Annotated in this window: 14 protein-coding genes; 9 read left to right on the forward strand and 5 right to left on the reverse strand. The window is 66.7% G+C overall.

Translation table 11 applies throughout. The features are described 5' to 3' along the window. Window positions 1-8: 8 nt before the first annotated feature. The 3 genes from SCA01S_RS04455 (at window position 9) to SCA01S_RS04465 (ending at window position 3,992) form a co-directional block, all read left to right on the forward strand. On the forward strand, window positions 9-1,532 hold the full coding sequence (locus SCA01S_RS04455) for a fumarate hydratase (RefSeq protein ID WP_062783331.1): 1,524 nt from the start codon (window positions 9-11) through the stop codon (window positions 1,530-1,532). Window positions 1,533-1,738: 206 nt separating this feature from the next. Continuing rightward, window positions 1,739-3,208 (forward strand): sensor histidine kinase, encoded by a 1,470-nt coding sequence (locus tag SCA01S_RS04460; RefSeq protein ID WP_062783669.1) that lies wholly within the window; start codon window positions 1,739-1,741, stop codon window positions 3,206-3,208. 7 nt (window positions 3,209-3,215) lie between these two features. After that, entirely contained in the window at window positions 3,216-3,992 is a 777-nt protein-coding gene (locus SCA01S_RS04465; protein ID WP_062783334.1) for a LytR/AlgR family response regulator transcription factor, read from the forward strand. A 4-nt stretch (window positions 3,993-3,996) separates the two neighbouring features. Here the strand turns inward: SCA01S_RS04465 and SCA01S_RS04470 are convergent, their stop codons facing one another. Both SCA01S_RS04470 and polA read right to left on the reverse strand, forming a co-directional pair. Continuing rightward, window positions 3,997-5,505: a YifB family Mg chelatase-like AAA ATPase gene (locus tag SCA01S_RS04470; protein WP_062783336.1), complete on the reverse strand. Its 1,509-nt coding sequence runs from the start codon at window positions 5,503-5,505 to the stop codon at window positions 3,997-3,999. 219 nt (window positions 5,506-5,724) lie between these two features. Further along, window positions 5,725-8,565, reverse strand: a complete 2,841-nt coding sequence (polA, locus tag SCA01S_RS04475) for a DNA polymerase I (RefSeq protein ID WP_062783339.1) — start codon at window positions 8,563-8,565, stop codon at window positions 5,725-5,727. A gap of 441 nt (window positions 8,566-9,006) precedes the next feature. Between polA and SCA01S_RS04480 the strand changes: the two genes are divergently transcribed. Beyond that, window positions 9,007-9,204, forward strand: coding sequence for a hypothetical protein (locus SCA01S_RS04480; RefSeq protein ID WP_022677666.1), 198 nt, complete (start codon window positions 9,007-9,009; stop codon window positions 9,202-9,204). A 324-nt stretch (window positions 9,205-9,528) separates the two neighbouring features. On the opposite strand, the gene SCA01S_RS04485 is transcribed toward SCA01S_RS04480, so the two are convergent. Both SCA01S_RS04485 and SCA01S_RS04490 read right to left on the reverse strand, forming a co-directional pair. Then, a complete protein-coding gene (locus SCA01S_RS04485; RefSeq protein ID WP_022677664.1) occupies window positions 9,529-10,491 on the reverse strand; it encodes a class A beta-lactamase in 963 nt (320 codons plus the stop codon). A gap of 219 nt (window positions 10,492-10,710) precedes the next feature. Beyond that, the gene (locus SCA01S_RS04490) at window positions 10,711-12,216 is read right to left on the reverse strand and encodes a replicative DNA helicase (protein WP_054131702.1); all 1,506 of its coding nucleotides are present in this window, start codon (window positions 12,214-12,216) and stop codon (window positions 10,711-10,713) included. 175 nt (window positions 12,217-12,391) lie between these two features. On the opposite strand from SCA01S_RS04490, the gene SCA01S_RS04495 reads away from it, so the two are divergent. The 4 genes from SCA01S_RS04495 to dcd all read left to right on the forward strand — a co-directional run bounded on the left by SCA01S_RS04495 (window position 12,392) and on the right by dcd (window position 14,826). Further along, entirely contained in the window at window positions 12,392-12,874 is a 483-nt protein-coding gene (locus SCA01S_RS04495; protein WP_022677662.1) for a UPF0262 family protein, read from the forward strand. Between the two features lie 209 nt (window positions 12,875-13,083). Further along, entirely contained in the window at window positions 13,084-13,779 is a 696-nt protein-coding gene (locus SCA01S_RS04500) for a glycoside hydrolase family 25 protein (RefSeq protein ID WP_054131703.1), read from the forward strand. A gap of 11 nt (window positions 13,780-13,790) precedes the next feature. Then, window positions 13,791-14,237, forward strand: a complete 447-nt coding sequence (locus SCA01S_RS04505; RefSeq protein WP_233250983.1) for a cytidine deaminase — start codon at window positions 13,791-13,793, stop codon at window positions 14,235-14,237. Between the two features lie 34 nt (window positions 14,238-14,271). Further along, on the forward strand, window positions 14,272-14,826 hold the full coding sequence (gene dcd, locus SCA01S_RS04510; RefSeq protein ID WP_062783342.1) for a dCTP deaminase: 555 nt from the start codon (window positions 14,272-14,274) through the stop codon (window positions 14,824-14,826). Window positions 14,827-14,848: 22 nt separating this feature from the next. Here the strand turns inward: dcd and SCA01S_RS04515 are convergent, their stop codons facing one another. Further along, window positions 14,849-15,289, reverse strand: coding sequence for a globin domain-containing protein (locus SCA01S_RS04515; RefSeq protein WP_062783345.1), 441 nt, complete (start codon window positions 15,287-15,289; stop codon window positions 14,849-14,851). An 82-nt stretch (window positions 15,290-15,371) separates the two neighbouring features. Here SCA01S_RS04515 and SCA01S_RS04520 point away from each other — a divergent pair, with 82 nt between their 5' ends. Continuing rightward, a complete protein-coding gene (locus SCA01S_RS04520; protein ID WP_084390768.1) occupies window positions 15,372-15,863 on the forward strand; it encodes an RrF2 family transcriptional regulator in 492 nt (163 codons plus the stop codon). Window positions 15,864-15,888: the final 25 nt, after the last annotated feature.

A 15,888-nucleotide genomic window follows, 5' to 3' on the forward strand; every position in this document is an offset into this window, starting at 1 on the left:
AAATTGCGATGGCGGAAATGGTGACGATCCGGGAAGCGGATCTGGTCGAAAGCGTGGCCGATGCGCTGCAATACATCAGCTACTTCCACCCGATGGATTACATCCGCGCGCTGGGCGATGCCTATGAGGCCGAACAGGGCCCCGCCGCCAAGGATGCCATCGCCCAGATCCTGACGAACAGCCGCATGTGCGCCGAAGGCCACCGGCCGATCTGCCAGGATACCGGCATCGTCAACGTATTCATCGAATGGGGCCAGGATTGCCGCCTGGAATCCGACAAGTCCTTGCAGGACGTGGTCGATGAAGGCGTGCGCCGCGCCTACCTGAATGCGGACAACAAGCTGCGCGCCTCGGTCCTGGCCGATCCGGCCTTCACCCGCCGCAACACGCGCGACAACACGCCCTGCGTGCTCCACGTGGAAATGGTCAAGGGCAGCAAGGTGACCGTCGATGTCGCGGCCAAGGGCGGCGGCAGCGAGAACAAGTCCAAGTTCAAGATGATGAATCCCAGCGATTCGATCGTCGACTGGGTGCTCGAAATGCTGCCGCAGATGGGTGCCGGCTGGTGCCCGCCGGGCATGCTCGGCATCGGCATCGGTGGCACGGCCGAACACTGCGTGCTCTTGGCCAAGAAGGCGCTGATGGAGCCGATCGACATGGCCCAGCTCAAGCTGCGCGGGCCGCAGACCGATATCGAGCGCCTGCGCATCGAGATTTTCGACAAGGTCAACGCGCTCGGTATCGGCGCGCAGGGGCTGGGCGGGCTTTCGACCATCCTCGACGTCAAGATCATGGACGCGCCGTGCCATGCCGCTGGCAAGCCGGTGGCGATGATCCCCAACTGCGCCGCCACGCGCCACGCGCACTTCACGCTGGATGGCAGCGGGCCAAGCTATCTCGAACGACCCAAGCTGGATGAATGGCCGCAGGTGCACTGGGCACCCGATGCCGCGGCCAAGCGCGTCAACCTCGACACGCTGACGCCAGAAGAAGTGCAGGGCTGGAAGCAGGGCGATCGCCTGCTGCTCAACGGCAAGATGCTGACCGGCCGCGACGCCGCGCACAAGCGCATCCAGGACATGCTGGCCAAGGGCGAGCCGCTGCCGGTCGATTTCAAGGGCCGCGTGATCTATTACGTCGGCCCGGTCGATCCGGTGCGCGAGGAAGTGGTTGGCCCCGCTGGCCCCACCACCGCCACGCGCATGGACAAGTTCATGGACATGATGCTCGACCAGGGCCTGCTGTCGTGCGTCGGCAAGGCCGAGCGCGGCCCGGCGGCCACCCAGTCGATCGCCGAGCACAAGTCGGCCTATCTCATGGCGGTGGGCGGCGCGGCCTACCTCGTTGCCCGCGCGATCAAGGAAGCCAAGGTCGTCGGGTTCGAAGACCTCGGCATGGAGGCGATCTACGAATTCACCGTGGAAGACATGCCGGTGACCGTGGCCGTCGATAGCGAAGGCCAGAACGTGCACCAGCTCGCCCCGCTGGTGTGGAAGAAGAAGATCGCCGACGAAGGCCTGCTGCCGGCCTGACCGCTGGCCTGGCGTTAGGCTTCGCACCACCCCCAACCCCCTCCTTTCGAAGAGGAGGGGGCTTTTTTGTGTCTGCTCCCCATCCTCTTTAGAGGAGGGGGCGGGGGGTGGTGGAAACCTGGCGCAAACTCTCGATCAACCACCCACGCTGTTCGACCGCCGCACTGGCGCGGTGTGCCCGCGTGCCGTAGCAAGGCGTTATGGCCATGACAGAGCGGGCTGACCCCGCCCCTACCTCCGACGATACCCCGCCCGGCATGGGCCACGTCACCGCACGGCAGGTGGTCCTGTCGGCGGCGGCGCTGTGGCTGTGCTATTTCGTGCTGGTCTCGATCCGCTGGGCCCTGGTCGGGCCACCCGATACCGATCTCTCGATCTGGATCGAGCTGCTGTGGCGCCGCGCGCTGGTGACCATGGCCGGGATCGCCGTGACCGTGCTGGCCTGGCCCCTGCTGCGCCGCTGGGATCATCGCCGCCTAGGCTGGCGCGTGGCGCTGGCGCTGGTGATCATGTTGCCCGCCGCCTTGCTGCTGGCGCTGATCAACCAGCAGGCGTTTGCGCCGGTGGAGGCCCGCTGGGACCAGGAAGCGCAAAAGCAGGATGCCGGCCAGGATGCCGCCACGCGCAAGGAAGCGTCGCAGCGCAATACCGGCGGCAACATGCTGATCGATATTGCCCCACCCGCGCCGTCAGCGCCAGCGATCCCGCCCGAGCCACCCGAACCGCCCGCGCCGCCTGCAGCTGGCGATGTGCCGCCGGAGCCCCCTGCACCGCGAGCACCCAAGGCGGCACCGAAACGCGATAACGTCAGCGTGCGCCATCATGCTGATGGCACTACCGAAATCACCGCGCCCGGCGTGCATATCATCACGCGCGAACCAGCCACGCCCGCCACCACCGCGCAGGAGATCAACCAGGATATCAACAAGGACGAGGGCTGGCAGGAACTGACCGATATTGCGCTGGGCCGCTATTTCCTGCTGATCGCCTGGGCGGCGCTCTATCTGGCGCTGGGCAATGCCGAGCAGCGCCGCGCCGCCGAATGGCGCGAAGGCGAATATCGCCGCGCTGCCAAGGCGGCGGAACTGCGCAGCTTGCGCTATCAGGTCAACCCGCACTTCCTGTTCAACACCTTGAATTCGCTCTCGGCGCTGGTCATGGTCGGCCGCACCGAAGAAGCCGAGCGGATGATCCAGACGATTTCCAGCTTCTATCGCCACAGCCTGGCCGGCGATCCCACCGCTGACGTTACCCTGGCCGACGAGATCGCGCTGCAGCGGCACTACCTGGCGATCGAAGGCGTGCGCTTTCCCGATCGCTTGCGCGTGGAATTCGATGTGCCCGAGGATGTGAGCGAGGCCTGCGTGCCGGGCATGATCCTGCAACCGCTGGTTGAAAATTCGATCAAGTATGCCGTGTCGGCCACCACCCGGCCGGTGACGATCAGCATCCGCGCGCGCCTTTCGGCCGGGCTACTGGTGCTGACCGTGGCCGATGATGGCCCTGGCGCCGATCATGCCAGCCTGCCCACGGGCGGCACCGGCATTGGCCTTGCCAACGTGCGCAGCCGCCTGGCCGCACGCTTTGGCGCCCAGGCGCGGGTGGAAAGCGCGCCTTTGCCGGCCGGCGGCTATGCCACCGTGCTGACCCTGCCCATCGTATCCATTCTTGCTTGAGGCCCCCATGCGCACCCTGATCGTGGACGACGAACCCCTGGCCATCGAACGCATGCAGATCCTGTGTGCGCGCATTCCCGCGTTGCAGATCGTGGGCACCGCCGCCGATGGGGCGGCCGCCCTGCGGCTGGTAGAGGCGCTTTCGCCGGCGCTCGTGCTGCTCGACATGACGATGCCCGAACTCGACGGCCTGAGCGTGGCGCGCGCCCTCGTGCGGCAGAATCCCAAGCCGATGGTGATCTTCGTGACCGCGCACGATCACTTCGCGGTCGAGGCGTTCGATTGCGAGGCGGTCGACTATGTGCTCAAGCCCGTGGCGCAAGAGCGGCTGGAACGCGCGGTGGAGCGTGCCCTGTCGCGCCAGGCTGCCTTGGCCGATCCGGTCCTTGCCCCGGCGCCCACCGTGCCCGCGGCTGTCCCCGCTCATGACGATGCCACGGCGCCGGCCGCGCAGTGGATCGAGGAATTCTGGGTGCCCCACCGCAGCGAACTGGTGCGCGTGGCCGCCGGCGATATCGATCGCATCGATGCCGAGCGCGACTATGTGCGCCTGCACGTGGGCCAGCGCAGCTATCTCATGCTGCACACCATCCAGCGGCTGGAAGACCGGCTCGACCCGGCGCATTTCATCCGCCTGCACCGCTCCACCATCGTGCGGCGCAACCGCATCCTGGGTCTGCGTCACGATGGCCTGGGCGTGTGGTCGGCCGAACTCGCCGATGGCACCATGCTGCGCATCGGCCGGACCTATCTGGCCAAGGCCAAGGCCATGGCCGGACGGTAGGGGGTCAGGCCCGGGGCGCTGTCCGGCGATAGCTGAGCGCCTCGGCCACATGCACCCGGCCGATGCCTTCGGCCCCGGCCAGATCGGCAATGGTGCGCGCCACGCGCAGGATGCGGGTGTAGCCGCGCGCGGAAAGGCGCATCGCCTCGGCCGCCTTGAACAGCAGCTGGCGCCCGGCCTCGTCCGGCGTGGCAAAGCGGTCGAGCAGGTCGCCGTCCAGCTCGGCATTGTTGCGCCGGCCGCTGCCTTCCAGCCGCGCGGTCTGGCGCGCTCGCGCCGCGCCCACCCGCGCAGCCACTTGCGCCGATCCTTCGGCCGGTGGCGGCAGGGCCAGATCCGCCGCCGATACCGGATCGACTTCTACATGCAGGTCGATGCGGTCGAGCAGCGGACCGGATACCTTTGACTGGTAATCGGCGGCGCATTTGGGCGCGCGGCTGCAGCCCAGCGCCGGATCACCCAGGTGGCCGCAGCGGCAGGGGTTCATTGCCGCGATCAACTGCACCCGCGCCGGGAACGTCACGTGGGCATTGGCACGGGCCACCGTGACTTCCCCGGTTTCCAGCGGCTGGCGCAGCGAATCGAGCACCGCGCGCTGGAATTCGGGCAGTTCATCGAGGAACAGCACGCCCAGATGCGCCAGGCTCACTTCGCCCGGCCGCACGCGCAGTCCGCCGCCGGTCAGCGCCGCCATCGAGGCGGAATGATGGGGACTGCGAAACGGCCGTGCGCGGCTGATCCGGCCCTCTTCCAGCGTGCCCGCCACCGAGGCGACCAGCGAGGTTTCGAGCGCCTCGCCCGGCGTGAGTTCGGGCAGAATGCCGGGCAGGCACGAGGCCATCAACGATTTGCCAGCGCCGGGCGGGCCGATCAGCAAGAGATTGTGCCCACCGGCAGCGGCGATTTCCAGGGCGCGCTTGGCGGTTTCCTGGCCCTTCACCTGCTTGAGATCGGCCAGCCGCACCGGCGGCAGCGCCTCGCCCACCTCGGGTGGGGCCAGGCGTTGCGTGCCTTTCAGGTGGTTGAGCAGCGCGATCAGATCGGGTGCGGCAATCACATCGATGCCGCTGGCCCAGCGCGCCTCGGTGCCTTGCGCGGCGGGGCAGATCAGGCCCTTTTCGGCCCCGCTGGCATGCAGCGCGGCCAGAAGTACGCCGGGGCTGGGGATGATCCGCCCATCCAGCGCCAGTTCGCCCACCGCCACGTAATCGGCAATGGTTTCGCGATCGACTACGCCCATCGCTGCCAGCAGGGCCAGCGCGATCGGCAGGTCGTAATGCGATCCTTCCTTGGGCAGGTCGGCCGGTGACAGGTTGATGGTGATGCGCTTGGGCGGCAGGCTCAGGCCCAGCGCCGCCAGCGCGGAATGCACGCGTTCGCGGCTTTCGCCCACGGCCTTGTCGGGCAGGCCGACCACGCGGAACGAAGGCAGCCCCGGCGCCACCTGGCACTGCACTTCCACCGCGCGGGCTTCCAGGCCGAGATAGGCCACGGTCGAGACAAGCGAAACCATGCCGGCACGGTGGCCGATGGCGCCGCGGGGTCACAAGGGGGCGGGTGGGGGTGCTGCCAAATCGGTGGCAGTTGTTGGTGTCACATGCCCTCCCCCCGACCCCCTCCCGCAAGCGGGAGGGGGAGAAGCAGGATGATCCCCTTCTGCGTCCGGGAAGGGGAGAAGGGTTAGCTCCCCTCCCGCCTGCGGGAGGGGCTGGGGGGAGGGCGTGTTGCGCGTTTAGTGCGCCGCGCCCCAGCTCCGCCCGGTGCCGATCTCCACGCCCAGCGGCACGGTCAATTGCACCGATGGCGCTGCCGCCCCCGCCATCACCGCGCGAATCACCTCGCTCGCGGCGGCCACGTCTTCCTCGGGCAGTTCGAACACCAGTTCGTCGTGCACCTGCAGCAGCATCTTCACGCGCGGCAGCCCGGCTTCTGCCAGCGCGGGCAGCATGCGGGCCATGGCGCGCTTGATGATATCGGCGCTGGTGCCCTGGATCGGCGCATTGATCGCTGCACGCTCGCTGCCCTGGCGCTCGGCCTGGGTGCCCGAATTGATGCGCGGGAACCAGGTCTTGCGGCCAAACAGCGTTTCGGAAAAACCGTTGGCGCGCACGCTTTCCAGCGTTTCGTGAATATAGCGCTGGATGCCGGGGAACCGCTCGAAATAGCGGTCGATCATCGCCTGGGCTTCGTCGGCCGTGGTGCCCAGCCGCGTGGCCAGGCCCCAGCGGCTGATGCCATAGAGGATGGCGAAGTTGATCGTCTTGGCACGGCCGCGAGTGTCGCGGTTCACCTCGCCGAACAGCTCGCGCGCGGTGCGGGCGTGGATGTCCTCGCCCTGCTCGAACGCTTCGCGCAACGGCGCAACGTCAGCGATATGCGCGGCCAGGCGCAGCTCGATCTGCGAATAGTCGGCGCTCAGCAGCACATGGCCCGGCTCGGCCACGAAGGCCTCGCGAATCTCGCGCCCGATCTCGGTGCGGATCGGAATGTTCTGCAGGTTGGGATCGTTGGACGAAAGCCGCCCGGTCTGCGCGCCGACCAGGCTATAGCTGGTGTGGACGCGGCCGGTATCGGGGTTGATCGCGGCCTGCAGCGCATCGGTGTAGGTGCTTTTGAGCTTGGATAGCTGGCGCCATTCCAGCACCAGCGTGGCCACTTCCGCGCCCTGGCCGGCCAGCGTTTCCAGCACCGACTGGTCGGTGGAATACTGCCCGCTCTTGCCCTTCTTGCCGCCCTTGTAGCCCAGCTTGTCGAACAACACGTCGCCCAGCTGCTTGGGGCTGCCGATGGTGAACGGGCCACCGGCCTTTTCGTGGATCACGGCTTCGAGCCGCGCGATCTCGGCGGCAAAGCGGGTGGACAGGTTGACCAGCTGCTCGCGATCGACGCGGATACCGTGGCGCTCCATCTGCGCCACCACCGGCACCAGCGGACGATCGACCCGCTGATAGATGCGCGTGCCGCCCTCGTCGGCCAGGCGCGGGGCAAACAGCTGGTGTAGCCGCCAGGTCACGTCGGCATCCTCGGCGGCATAGCGCGTGGCGTCGGGCAGCGGCACTTCGGCGAACGAGATCTGCTTCTTGCCGCTGCCGCACACGTCCTTGAACAGCATGGTGGTGTGCTGGAGATGGCGCCCGGCCAGTTCATCCATGCCATGGCCGGCCAGGCCGGTTTCGCTGCGCCCGGCATCGAGGCAGAAGCTCATCACCATGGTATCGTCGATCGGCGCCACAGCAATGCCGTGCCGGGCCAGCACGGTCAGATCATACTTGATGTTCTGGCCCACCTTGATCACCGCCGCGCTTTCCAGCAGCGGCTTGAGCGCGGCCAGCGCCGCCTCGCGCGGGATCTGCCTGGGCACCTCGCTGAACATGTCGGTGCCGCGATGGCCCAGCGGGATATAGCAGGCCTGGCCTGCGCCCACCGCCAGGCTCACGCCGACCAGATCGGCGCGCATCGAATCGAGGGCCGAGGTTTCGGTATCGATCGCCACCAGCCGCGCGGCAAAGGCGCGGTCGATCCATTCCTGCAAGGCCTCCAGCGTTTGCACGCACGGATAGGCGTCGCGGTCGATCGCCGGCCAGGTCGGCAGTGGCTGGCGCGTCGATTCGGCCGGGGCGGGCGTGGCCGCCGTGCCCGATGCCGGCGAATCGCCCGCCGGCGCGGCCGCAGCGGCAGGCGCGGGGGTGCCCAGCTTGCGCAGCAGGCTGGTGAAACCATGGGTCGTCAGGAAGGCGGCCAGCGGCTCGGGCGGGATCGCCCCCAGGACAAAGTCTTCCAGCGGCACGGGCAGCGGGCAGTCTTCCTTGAGCGCCACCAGCTGGCGCGACAGGCGCGCCATGTCGGCCTGCTCGATCAGGCTGTCGCGCAGCTTGCCCGCCTTCATCGTCGGCGCGGCGGCGAGCGCGCCTTCCAGGCCGCCGTGTTCCACGATCAGCTTGGTCGCAGTCTTGGGGCCGATGCCGCGAATGCCGGGTACGTTGTCCACCGCATCGCCCATCAGCGCCAGCACATCGCCCACCAGTTCGGGCGGAACGCCAAACTTTTCCACCACTTCGGGAATGCCGATGCGCTGGTTCTTCATCGTGTCGAGCATGTCGACGCAGCCCGTGCCGCCCTGGGCGCATTTGCCCACCAGCTGCATCAGGTCCTTGTCGGACGACACGATCGTCACGTCCCAGCCCTGGGCCGTGGCGGCGCGGGCATAGCTGGCGATCAGGTCGTCCGCCTCCAGGCCTTCTTCCTCGATGCAGGCCAGGCTGAACGCGCGCGTCGCATCGCGGATCAGCGGGAACTGCGGCTTGAGGTCTTCAGGCGGCGGCGGCCGGTTGGCCTTGTACTGATCGTACAGGGCGTTGCGGAACGTGATCGAGCTTTTGTCGAGGATCACCGCCAGGTGGGTGGGGCCATCGGCCTTGTGCAGGTCTTCGGCCAGGCGCCACAGCATGGTGGTATAGCCATAGACCGCGCCCACCGGCACGCCTTGCGGGTTGGTCAGCGGCGGTAGGCGGTGATAGGCCCGAAAAATATAGGCCGAGCCATCGACGAGATAGAGGTGGTTGCGGGAATCCATGGCCAGTGTCCTAGGCGGGGTGGACAAATTCCACAACGCCGGGCGTGGGGCCGGGCGTTGCCCGGCATGGCCGATCACGCGCGGGTCAGGCAAATCCGCCCATGCAGGCAGTATGTTGGATCATATTCGCACAGGTCTGGTGCTGAATCTGGAACAGGCCGCGCCGTTTGCGGTTGCACCCTTATGAATGTGTGCAGTTGCGTAAGGGAATGACGCGGATTTAACGGCTCATCGCTTTGACAGGGCGCTTTGGCGCAGCAGCGCTCGCGCAAAAAACCCTTGCCGCTAAGGGCGATAGCGACGGCCCGTCGCAATGCTGTCGTCTTGTGCTTGCAAGCCGATGAATTGCCGATTAATTGGGACGTCGAAGTCTACCGTGGGAGTAGGCTTTGCGGCGGGCTTTGCCCGGCGCGGTTCACTTCAATCCAGGGATTGTAACGCATGCGCAAGCTCATCCTCGCCGCCGTCGCCGGCACCGCCTTCGCCCTCGCCGGCTGCTCGGAAAAGCCGGCTGACACCGCCACTGAAGCTGCCAGCGAAGCTGCTGACGCTTCGGCCGACGCTTCGGCTGCTGCTGCTGACGCCAGCGCTTCGGCTTCGGAAGCCGCCGCTGACGCGAGCGCTGCCGCGAAGATGTAATCCCCGCCCGCAAGGGCAGGTTACAGATAGAAAAGGGCGTGACCTTCGTGGTCGCGCCCTTTTTCGCGTGTGCGGCGCGAATCGCGATAAAACGGCTTGTGCGGCGCAGCGATGTCAGTGGCGTCCATCACCACCCCCGCTCCCCTCGGAAGAGGAGGAGCAGAACGCCAAAAGCCCCCTCTTCTTTAGAGGAGGGGGCTTGGGGATGGTGCTGGGCCTTGCGCTAACGGGCTTCGACAAGCTCAGCCCGAACGGCGCTCGTGCTGGACTGTCAACGGTCCCGTCCGCCCTGAGCCTGTCGAAGGGCGCTAGCGCGACGCGGCGTTACCGCCGGCGCGAAACTTCGCCCGTCAGGTTCGGTCCGTCTGACGGCTGGAGGAATCCGGTATAGAGCGCGCTGGCAATGCGCGCGATCATCCCGGCCTGGGCCGTGTGGTTTTCCGGCCCGGCCACGAAGATCGCCATGGCCAGGTGGCGGCCATCGGGCATGCGCACGATGCCCACGTCATCGGTCACCCCGGCCAGCGTGCCGGTCTTGTGGGCCAGCAGCACGCCCTCGGGCAAGCCGGCGCGGATGCGGTTGCGGCCGGTGCTGGTGCGGGTCATCGTATCGAGCAGCACGGCGCGGGCCTGTGGGCCCAGCGCGCCACCGCGGTCGATCGCCGAAAGCAGCGCGATCATCGCCCGCGGCGTGCTCGACGTGCCGGTGTCGATGGCGCGGGCCGGGTTGATTCGCCCATCGTCACGCACCAGCGTGGCCATGGTGTGATCAAGGTGCTGGCCGGAAATGCCGGTCTGCGTCAGGAAGCGGTTGACCGCGCCGATGCCACCCACCGCCGCGATCAGCCCATCGGTGGCGTGGTTGTCGCTGCGCGTGATGGATTTTTCGATCAGGGTCTGTGCGGTATAGACCGGGCCAGGGCGAACCATCGCCACGAGATTGCGGCGTCCGGCCGCCTCGGGCACCGGCATCATCATCGGCAGGGGCTGGTCCAGCCGGAACCGGCCCTGCTCCACCATCTGCAGGAACGTGGCGGATACGGCCACTTTGGCGGTGCTCGCCATGGGAAAGGGCATGTCGCCATTGATCAGCACTTGCCCGCCGCCGTCCAGGTCCATCGCGGCAACGCCCACGCGGCCGCGCGCGGCAGCAGCAATGGAGGCGACGCGTTGCTGAATGGCAAGGTCACGCGCGCTTTGTACTGCGGCCGGCGGGCGGCTTTGCACCGCAGGCGATGTGGCCGCCAGGGCCGGAAAGGCTGCCAGTGCAGCAGCCAGGATGCGCAATTTACGCTTTGATGGAAGCCCGACCATTATGAGGGATTAACCCAACCCGCCTTATTATTTCGTTGCGCCACGATAAGCCATTGTGACTCTGGCGCAAAGGCGGGTGGTTCCCTGATTCGACGCCGCCCGGCGCATGCGCGCTGCGTTTCGTCGCAACTGTAAAACCGGTGGCCGGTTGAAAGCGCGGCGGCGGGCAAATTGCACGGCCCGCCAAGGGCATCAATCGTCCATGTCGTGCATCATCTGGTCGGGCGCCAGATCGCTGAATCGGGTGATCCGCGCCTCGAAACGCAGGCGCACCTTGCCGGTGGAGCCATGGCGCTGCTTGGCCACGATCAGCTCGGCCAAGCCGAACACGCGCTCCATCTCGGCCATCCAGGCGGCATGGGCTTCGTGGGTCTTGGCGTCATCGCTTTCGACCGGGCGCTTGGGCTCGCGCGAGGCAACGTAATAGTCTTCGCGGAACACGAACCAGACCATGTCGGCGTCCTGCTCGATCGAGCCCGATTCGCGCAGGTCCGAGAGCATCGGCCGCTTGTCGTCGCGCTGTTCCACCGCGCGCGACAGCTGCGACAGCGCGATCACCGGAACCGCCAGTTCTTTGGCCAGAGTCTTGAGCCCGCGCGAGATTTCCGAGATTTCGTTGACGCGATTGTCAGATTTGCCCGAGCCGGACAGCAGCTGAAGATAGTCGACCACGATCAGGCCGATATCGTGCCGGCGCTTAAGCCGGCGGGCGCGGGTGCGCAGCGCACCGATCGATAGGCCGGGGGTATCGTCGATGAACAGCGGCAGCTCGGCCAGGCGCTGGCTGGCGAACGACAGCTGCTGGAAATCCTCGCGGCTGATCCGGCCCATGCGCAGCGATTCGGAACTGATGCCCGATTGTTCGGCCAGAATACGCGTGGCGAGCTGATCCGCGCTCATTTCCAGGCTGAAGAAGGCGACCGCCGCACCGACCGAATCCTTGGCCGGGATGCCGCGCGCCATGTCATCGCGCAGCCGGTCGGCGCAGTTGAACGCGATGTTGGTGACCAGCGAGGTCTTGCCCATGCCGGGGCGGCCAGCCAGGATGATAAGGTCGGAATCGTGCAGGCCGCCGATCTTTTCGTTGACCGAGGTAAGGCCGGTGGTCGTGCCCGAGATGTGGCCGCCCGACAGCAGCGCCTTCTCGATCATTTCCAGGCTGGCGCGGGTGGCTTGGCCAAAGGTCTGCGCTTCGTTGCCGGTCTGCGCGCCTTCGGCCACGGAAAACAGCGCGGCTTCGGCCTGCTCCACCTGCTTCAACGGCTCGACCGTCTCGCTGGTGTCCATCGCGCCTTCGACCAGGTTGCGGCCCACGCTGATCAATTCGCGCAGCAGCGCCAGGTCATAGATCTGTTGCGCCAGCTCGCGCGGTGCCAGCAGGCCCTGGCCATCGGCGGTGAGGCGGGCAAGGTAGGCGGTGCCGCCCAGTTCCTTGAGTTCCTCGTCGCTTTCGAAATAGGGCTTGAGCGTGACCGGGGTGACCACGGCCTTGCGATCGATCAGCGCCAGGATGCGCTCGAACACGCGCCCGTGCACCGGGGCAAAGAAGTGATCGGGCCGCAGCGGCACGGTCATTTCTTCCATGATGCGGTTGTCGATCAGCACGGCGCCCAGAAAGGCGGCCTCTGCCTCGACATTGGCGGGAAGCGCACGGACCTCACTGGCCGGACGCGCGAGAATGGCTTCGCTGGCGGACATGCCTGTCAAAATGAACCAGTCTCAAGGGTGTGGCAAGGCGGCGACGTGCGCGATCCGCGCAGGCGTTTTCCACAGGCTGTGGACGGTTTGGCCCCCTCTTCCACCAAGGTAGCATGCTCTGCGCCCGGCAAGGCGCTTGCTGCGCGGCCCGCCATGTTGCAACACTCGAGATCTTATGGCGGACCCGCGCATCTCGCATATCGAGCTGGACGAAACGACGATCGTCTGGCGCAACGCCGATGTGGAGCAGGAGCGCCGCGTGGCGATCTTCGACCTGATCGAGGAAAACACGTTCCGCCCCTTGCGCTCCTGCGCCGCCGGTCATGAAGGCCCCTATCGCCTGCGCCTCTCGGTGCTCGATGGCCGCCTCACGCTCGACATTGCCGACGAGAGCGGCAGCCTGCTGGAAAGCATCGTGCTGGGCCTGGGGCGGTTCCGCCGCCCGATCCGCGAATACTTCGCGATCTGCGACAGCTATTACCAGGCGATCCGCCGCGCCACCGCGCAAGAGATCGAAACGATCGACATGGCCCGGCGCGGGGTCCACAACGAAGCGGCTGAAATGCTGCTCGAACGGCTCGACGGCAAGGTGGAAACCGATTTCGCCACGGCGCGCCGCCTGTTCACCCTGATCTGCGTGCTGCATATCCGGGGGTAGGTACGCAGGGGCATGGCCCCCCTCCGACGGCCTGCGGCCGCCACCTCCCCCCGCGAGCGGAGGGAGGATCAAAAGCCCCATCCTCTTTAGAGGAGGGGGTTTGGGGGTGGTGGAAATCTGCGCGAGTCCGGACGCCGTCAATTTTGACGTCATCCTGCCCATGCCCTATGGGCCGCGCTTTCACACCAGGGCTTGGGCGAATCTCTTTCATGGCAAAGCGCAGGAATTCGGCGTTGCGGCGCGCGCTGGCGGCATTGCTGCTGGCCGTGCTGGTGGGCGCGGGCCTGCTGTGGTGGCAATCGCGTGTGTGGCGGCCTGATCGGCAGCATTTTCCGGTGCAGGGCGCCTGGGCCGATGTGCATGATGCCCCGATCGATTGGCGCCTCCTCAAGGGCGATGGCGCCGATTTCGTCTATCTGACGGCCAGCGAAGGCCCGCAGCGGCGCGACGATGCCTTTACCGACAGCCTCGACCAGGCGCGCACCGCCGGGCTGCAGGTGGGCGCGGTGCATGTCTATGATCTGTGCGCGCCGGGCGATGCGCAGGCGGCCAATTTCGTCACCATGGTCCCGCGCGAGGATGCGCTGCTGCCCCCGGCGGTCGCGCTCGATATCAACCAGCGCAGCTGCCCCACCCCGCCAACCGAAGCCGCGCTGCAAAGCGAGTTGACGACGTTCCTCAACCAGGTGGAAATGCACGCTGGCAAGCCGGCGATCCTGATGCTCTCGCGCGGGATCGAAAGCCGCTATCACCTGGCCGCGGTGATCGATCGCAACATCTGGGTGCGCCAGGACTATATCGAGCCTGGCTATGCCGGCCGGCCTTTCGTGATGTGGACCGCCACCGATCGCTACCACGGCAAGGCCGCGCCCGGCCCGCTGCGCTGGGTGGTGGTGCAACCCTGATGGATTTGAAGATGATGCCTGATGACGCAAACCGCACCGCGCTGATCGCCGCTGCCCGCGCTGCGCGTGAAACTGCCTATGCGCCCTATTCGCATTTCACCGTGGGCGCTGCGCTGCTGTTCGGCGATGGCAGCGTGGTGACCGGCTGCAACGTTGAAAATGCCAGCTATGGCCTGTCGCTTTGCGCCGAGACCGTGGCCAGTGCCACGGCCACCGCCGCCGGTGGGCATGCCGGGCAGCGCGGCGGGCTTGTTGCCGTGGCCGTGGCCGGCGGGCCCGAGGGCGTGGATGGCGAGCCGATCACCCCGTGCGGCCGCTGCCGCCAAGTGCTGTATGAACAGGCTGCGCTGGGCGGCACCGACCCGCTGGTGCTCAGTGCCGGGGGCGACGGGGTCGTGGTTGAAGAACGCCTGTCATTCCTGCTACCGCGCGCGTTCGGCCCAGCCTACCTGGGCTGAGCTTTTTTCTGGCTGCACACGCAAAGGACCGGCCTTGTCCATTCTTTCCGACAAGTGGATTCGCAACAAGGCGCTGACCGAGGGCATGATCGAGCCTTTCGTGGAAAATCAGCGCCGCGATGGCTGCATCAGCTATGGCCTGTCATCCTATGGCTATGACGCGCGCGTGGCCGATGAATTCAAGATCTTCACCAATGTCGATTCGGCCGTGGTCGATCCCAAGGATTTTGCCGCCAACTCGTTCGTCGATCGCAAGACCGATGTCTGCGTGATCCCGCCCAACTCTTTCGCCCTGGCGCGCACCGTCGAATATTTCCGCGTGCCGCGCGATGTGCTGGTGATTTGCCTCGGCAAGTCCACCTATGCCCGCTGTGGCATCATCGTGAATGTCACCCCGCTCGAACCCGGCTGGGAAGGACACGTGACGCTGGAGTTTTCCAACACCACGCCGCTGCCCGCGCGCATCTATGCCAACGAGGGGGCGTGCCAGTTCCTGTTCCTTCAGGGCAACGAGCCGTGCGAGATCAGCTATGCCGATCGCGCCGGCAAATACATGGGCCAGCGCGGGGTAACCCTGCCGCGCCTGTAATGGCGCGGCAGTTCAATGCGCCTCATGCCGCGGCATAGGCTTCCGCTTCGGCGGCGATGAGAATGTCGGCCAGCATCCAATAGGCTTCGCCCCAGGCGGCCAGCACGGCATCGGTCGCCACCTCGGCGCCCAGCACATCGCGAATCGCCGGCAGCAGCGCTTCTGCCACCAGCGGATAGTGTTCCGCCTTCACGCCGGTTTCCACGTGGCGCGCCACCATGCGCTGTACCGGACCGGTGAGCGCGCCGAGTTTGTCGATATTGCGGGCATAGGCCAGGATCGCGGCCGCCAGCCGGCGTGGCTGTTCGCCGCTGTCCTGCGCCGCACGATCAAACATCGCTGCCACTTCCGCGTTTTCGAACAAGCGCTTGTACATGGCGGTGGTGATGGCGAGCCCGTGCTTTTCCAGCGCCGGGGCAGTGGCCTTGACCGTGGCGATGGCTTGGGCGGAAGCGGTTCGCATCGACGTTCTCCTAATGTGGTATCCAAAATACCGGTATTTGTTTTACTTGATTCGTGCAAGCGCTTTGCCGCAGGCTGGGCCGATGCAATTGACCCAGCACACCGACTATGGCCTGCGCCTGCTGATCGCCATGACGCGGCACCCGGATGCGCCGCTGGCGCTGCCCGGCTTTGCGGCAGAACAGGGGCTGTCCTACCATCACGTGGCCAAGGTGGCGCAGGCGCTGGTCCATGAAGGCTTTGCCATCAGCGTGCGGGGCCGCAACGGCGGGCTGTGCCTGGCCCAGCCGCCGGCAGCGCTGCGCGTCGGCCAGGTCGTGCGCGCGCTGGAAAAGGGGTTGCGCCTGGTCGATTGCGCCAATTGCCGCATGAACGGGGATTGCGCGCTGAGCGGCGCCCTCGCCCGCGCACTGGAGGCATTCCTGGCGGTGCTGGACGAAGTGACGCTGGAACAGGCCGCGCGCCCCGGTGTGTCGGCCTTTGCCCCATGGCTGGTCAGCAGCGATTCGCGCCCGCAATCAGCCCTGCCGTTGGGGGGTGATGGTGTGCCCTGTCGAGCGGGCCAAGGAACCTAACCGGCCTTGCCACCATTGTTGCCCC

It is taken from the genome of Novosphingobium capsulatum NBRC 12533 (assembly GCF_001598375.1).
GTDB classification, from domain to species: Bacteria; Pseudomonadota; Alphaproteobacteria; order Sphingomonadales; family Sphingomonadaceae; genus Novosphingobium; species Novosphingobium capsulatum.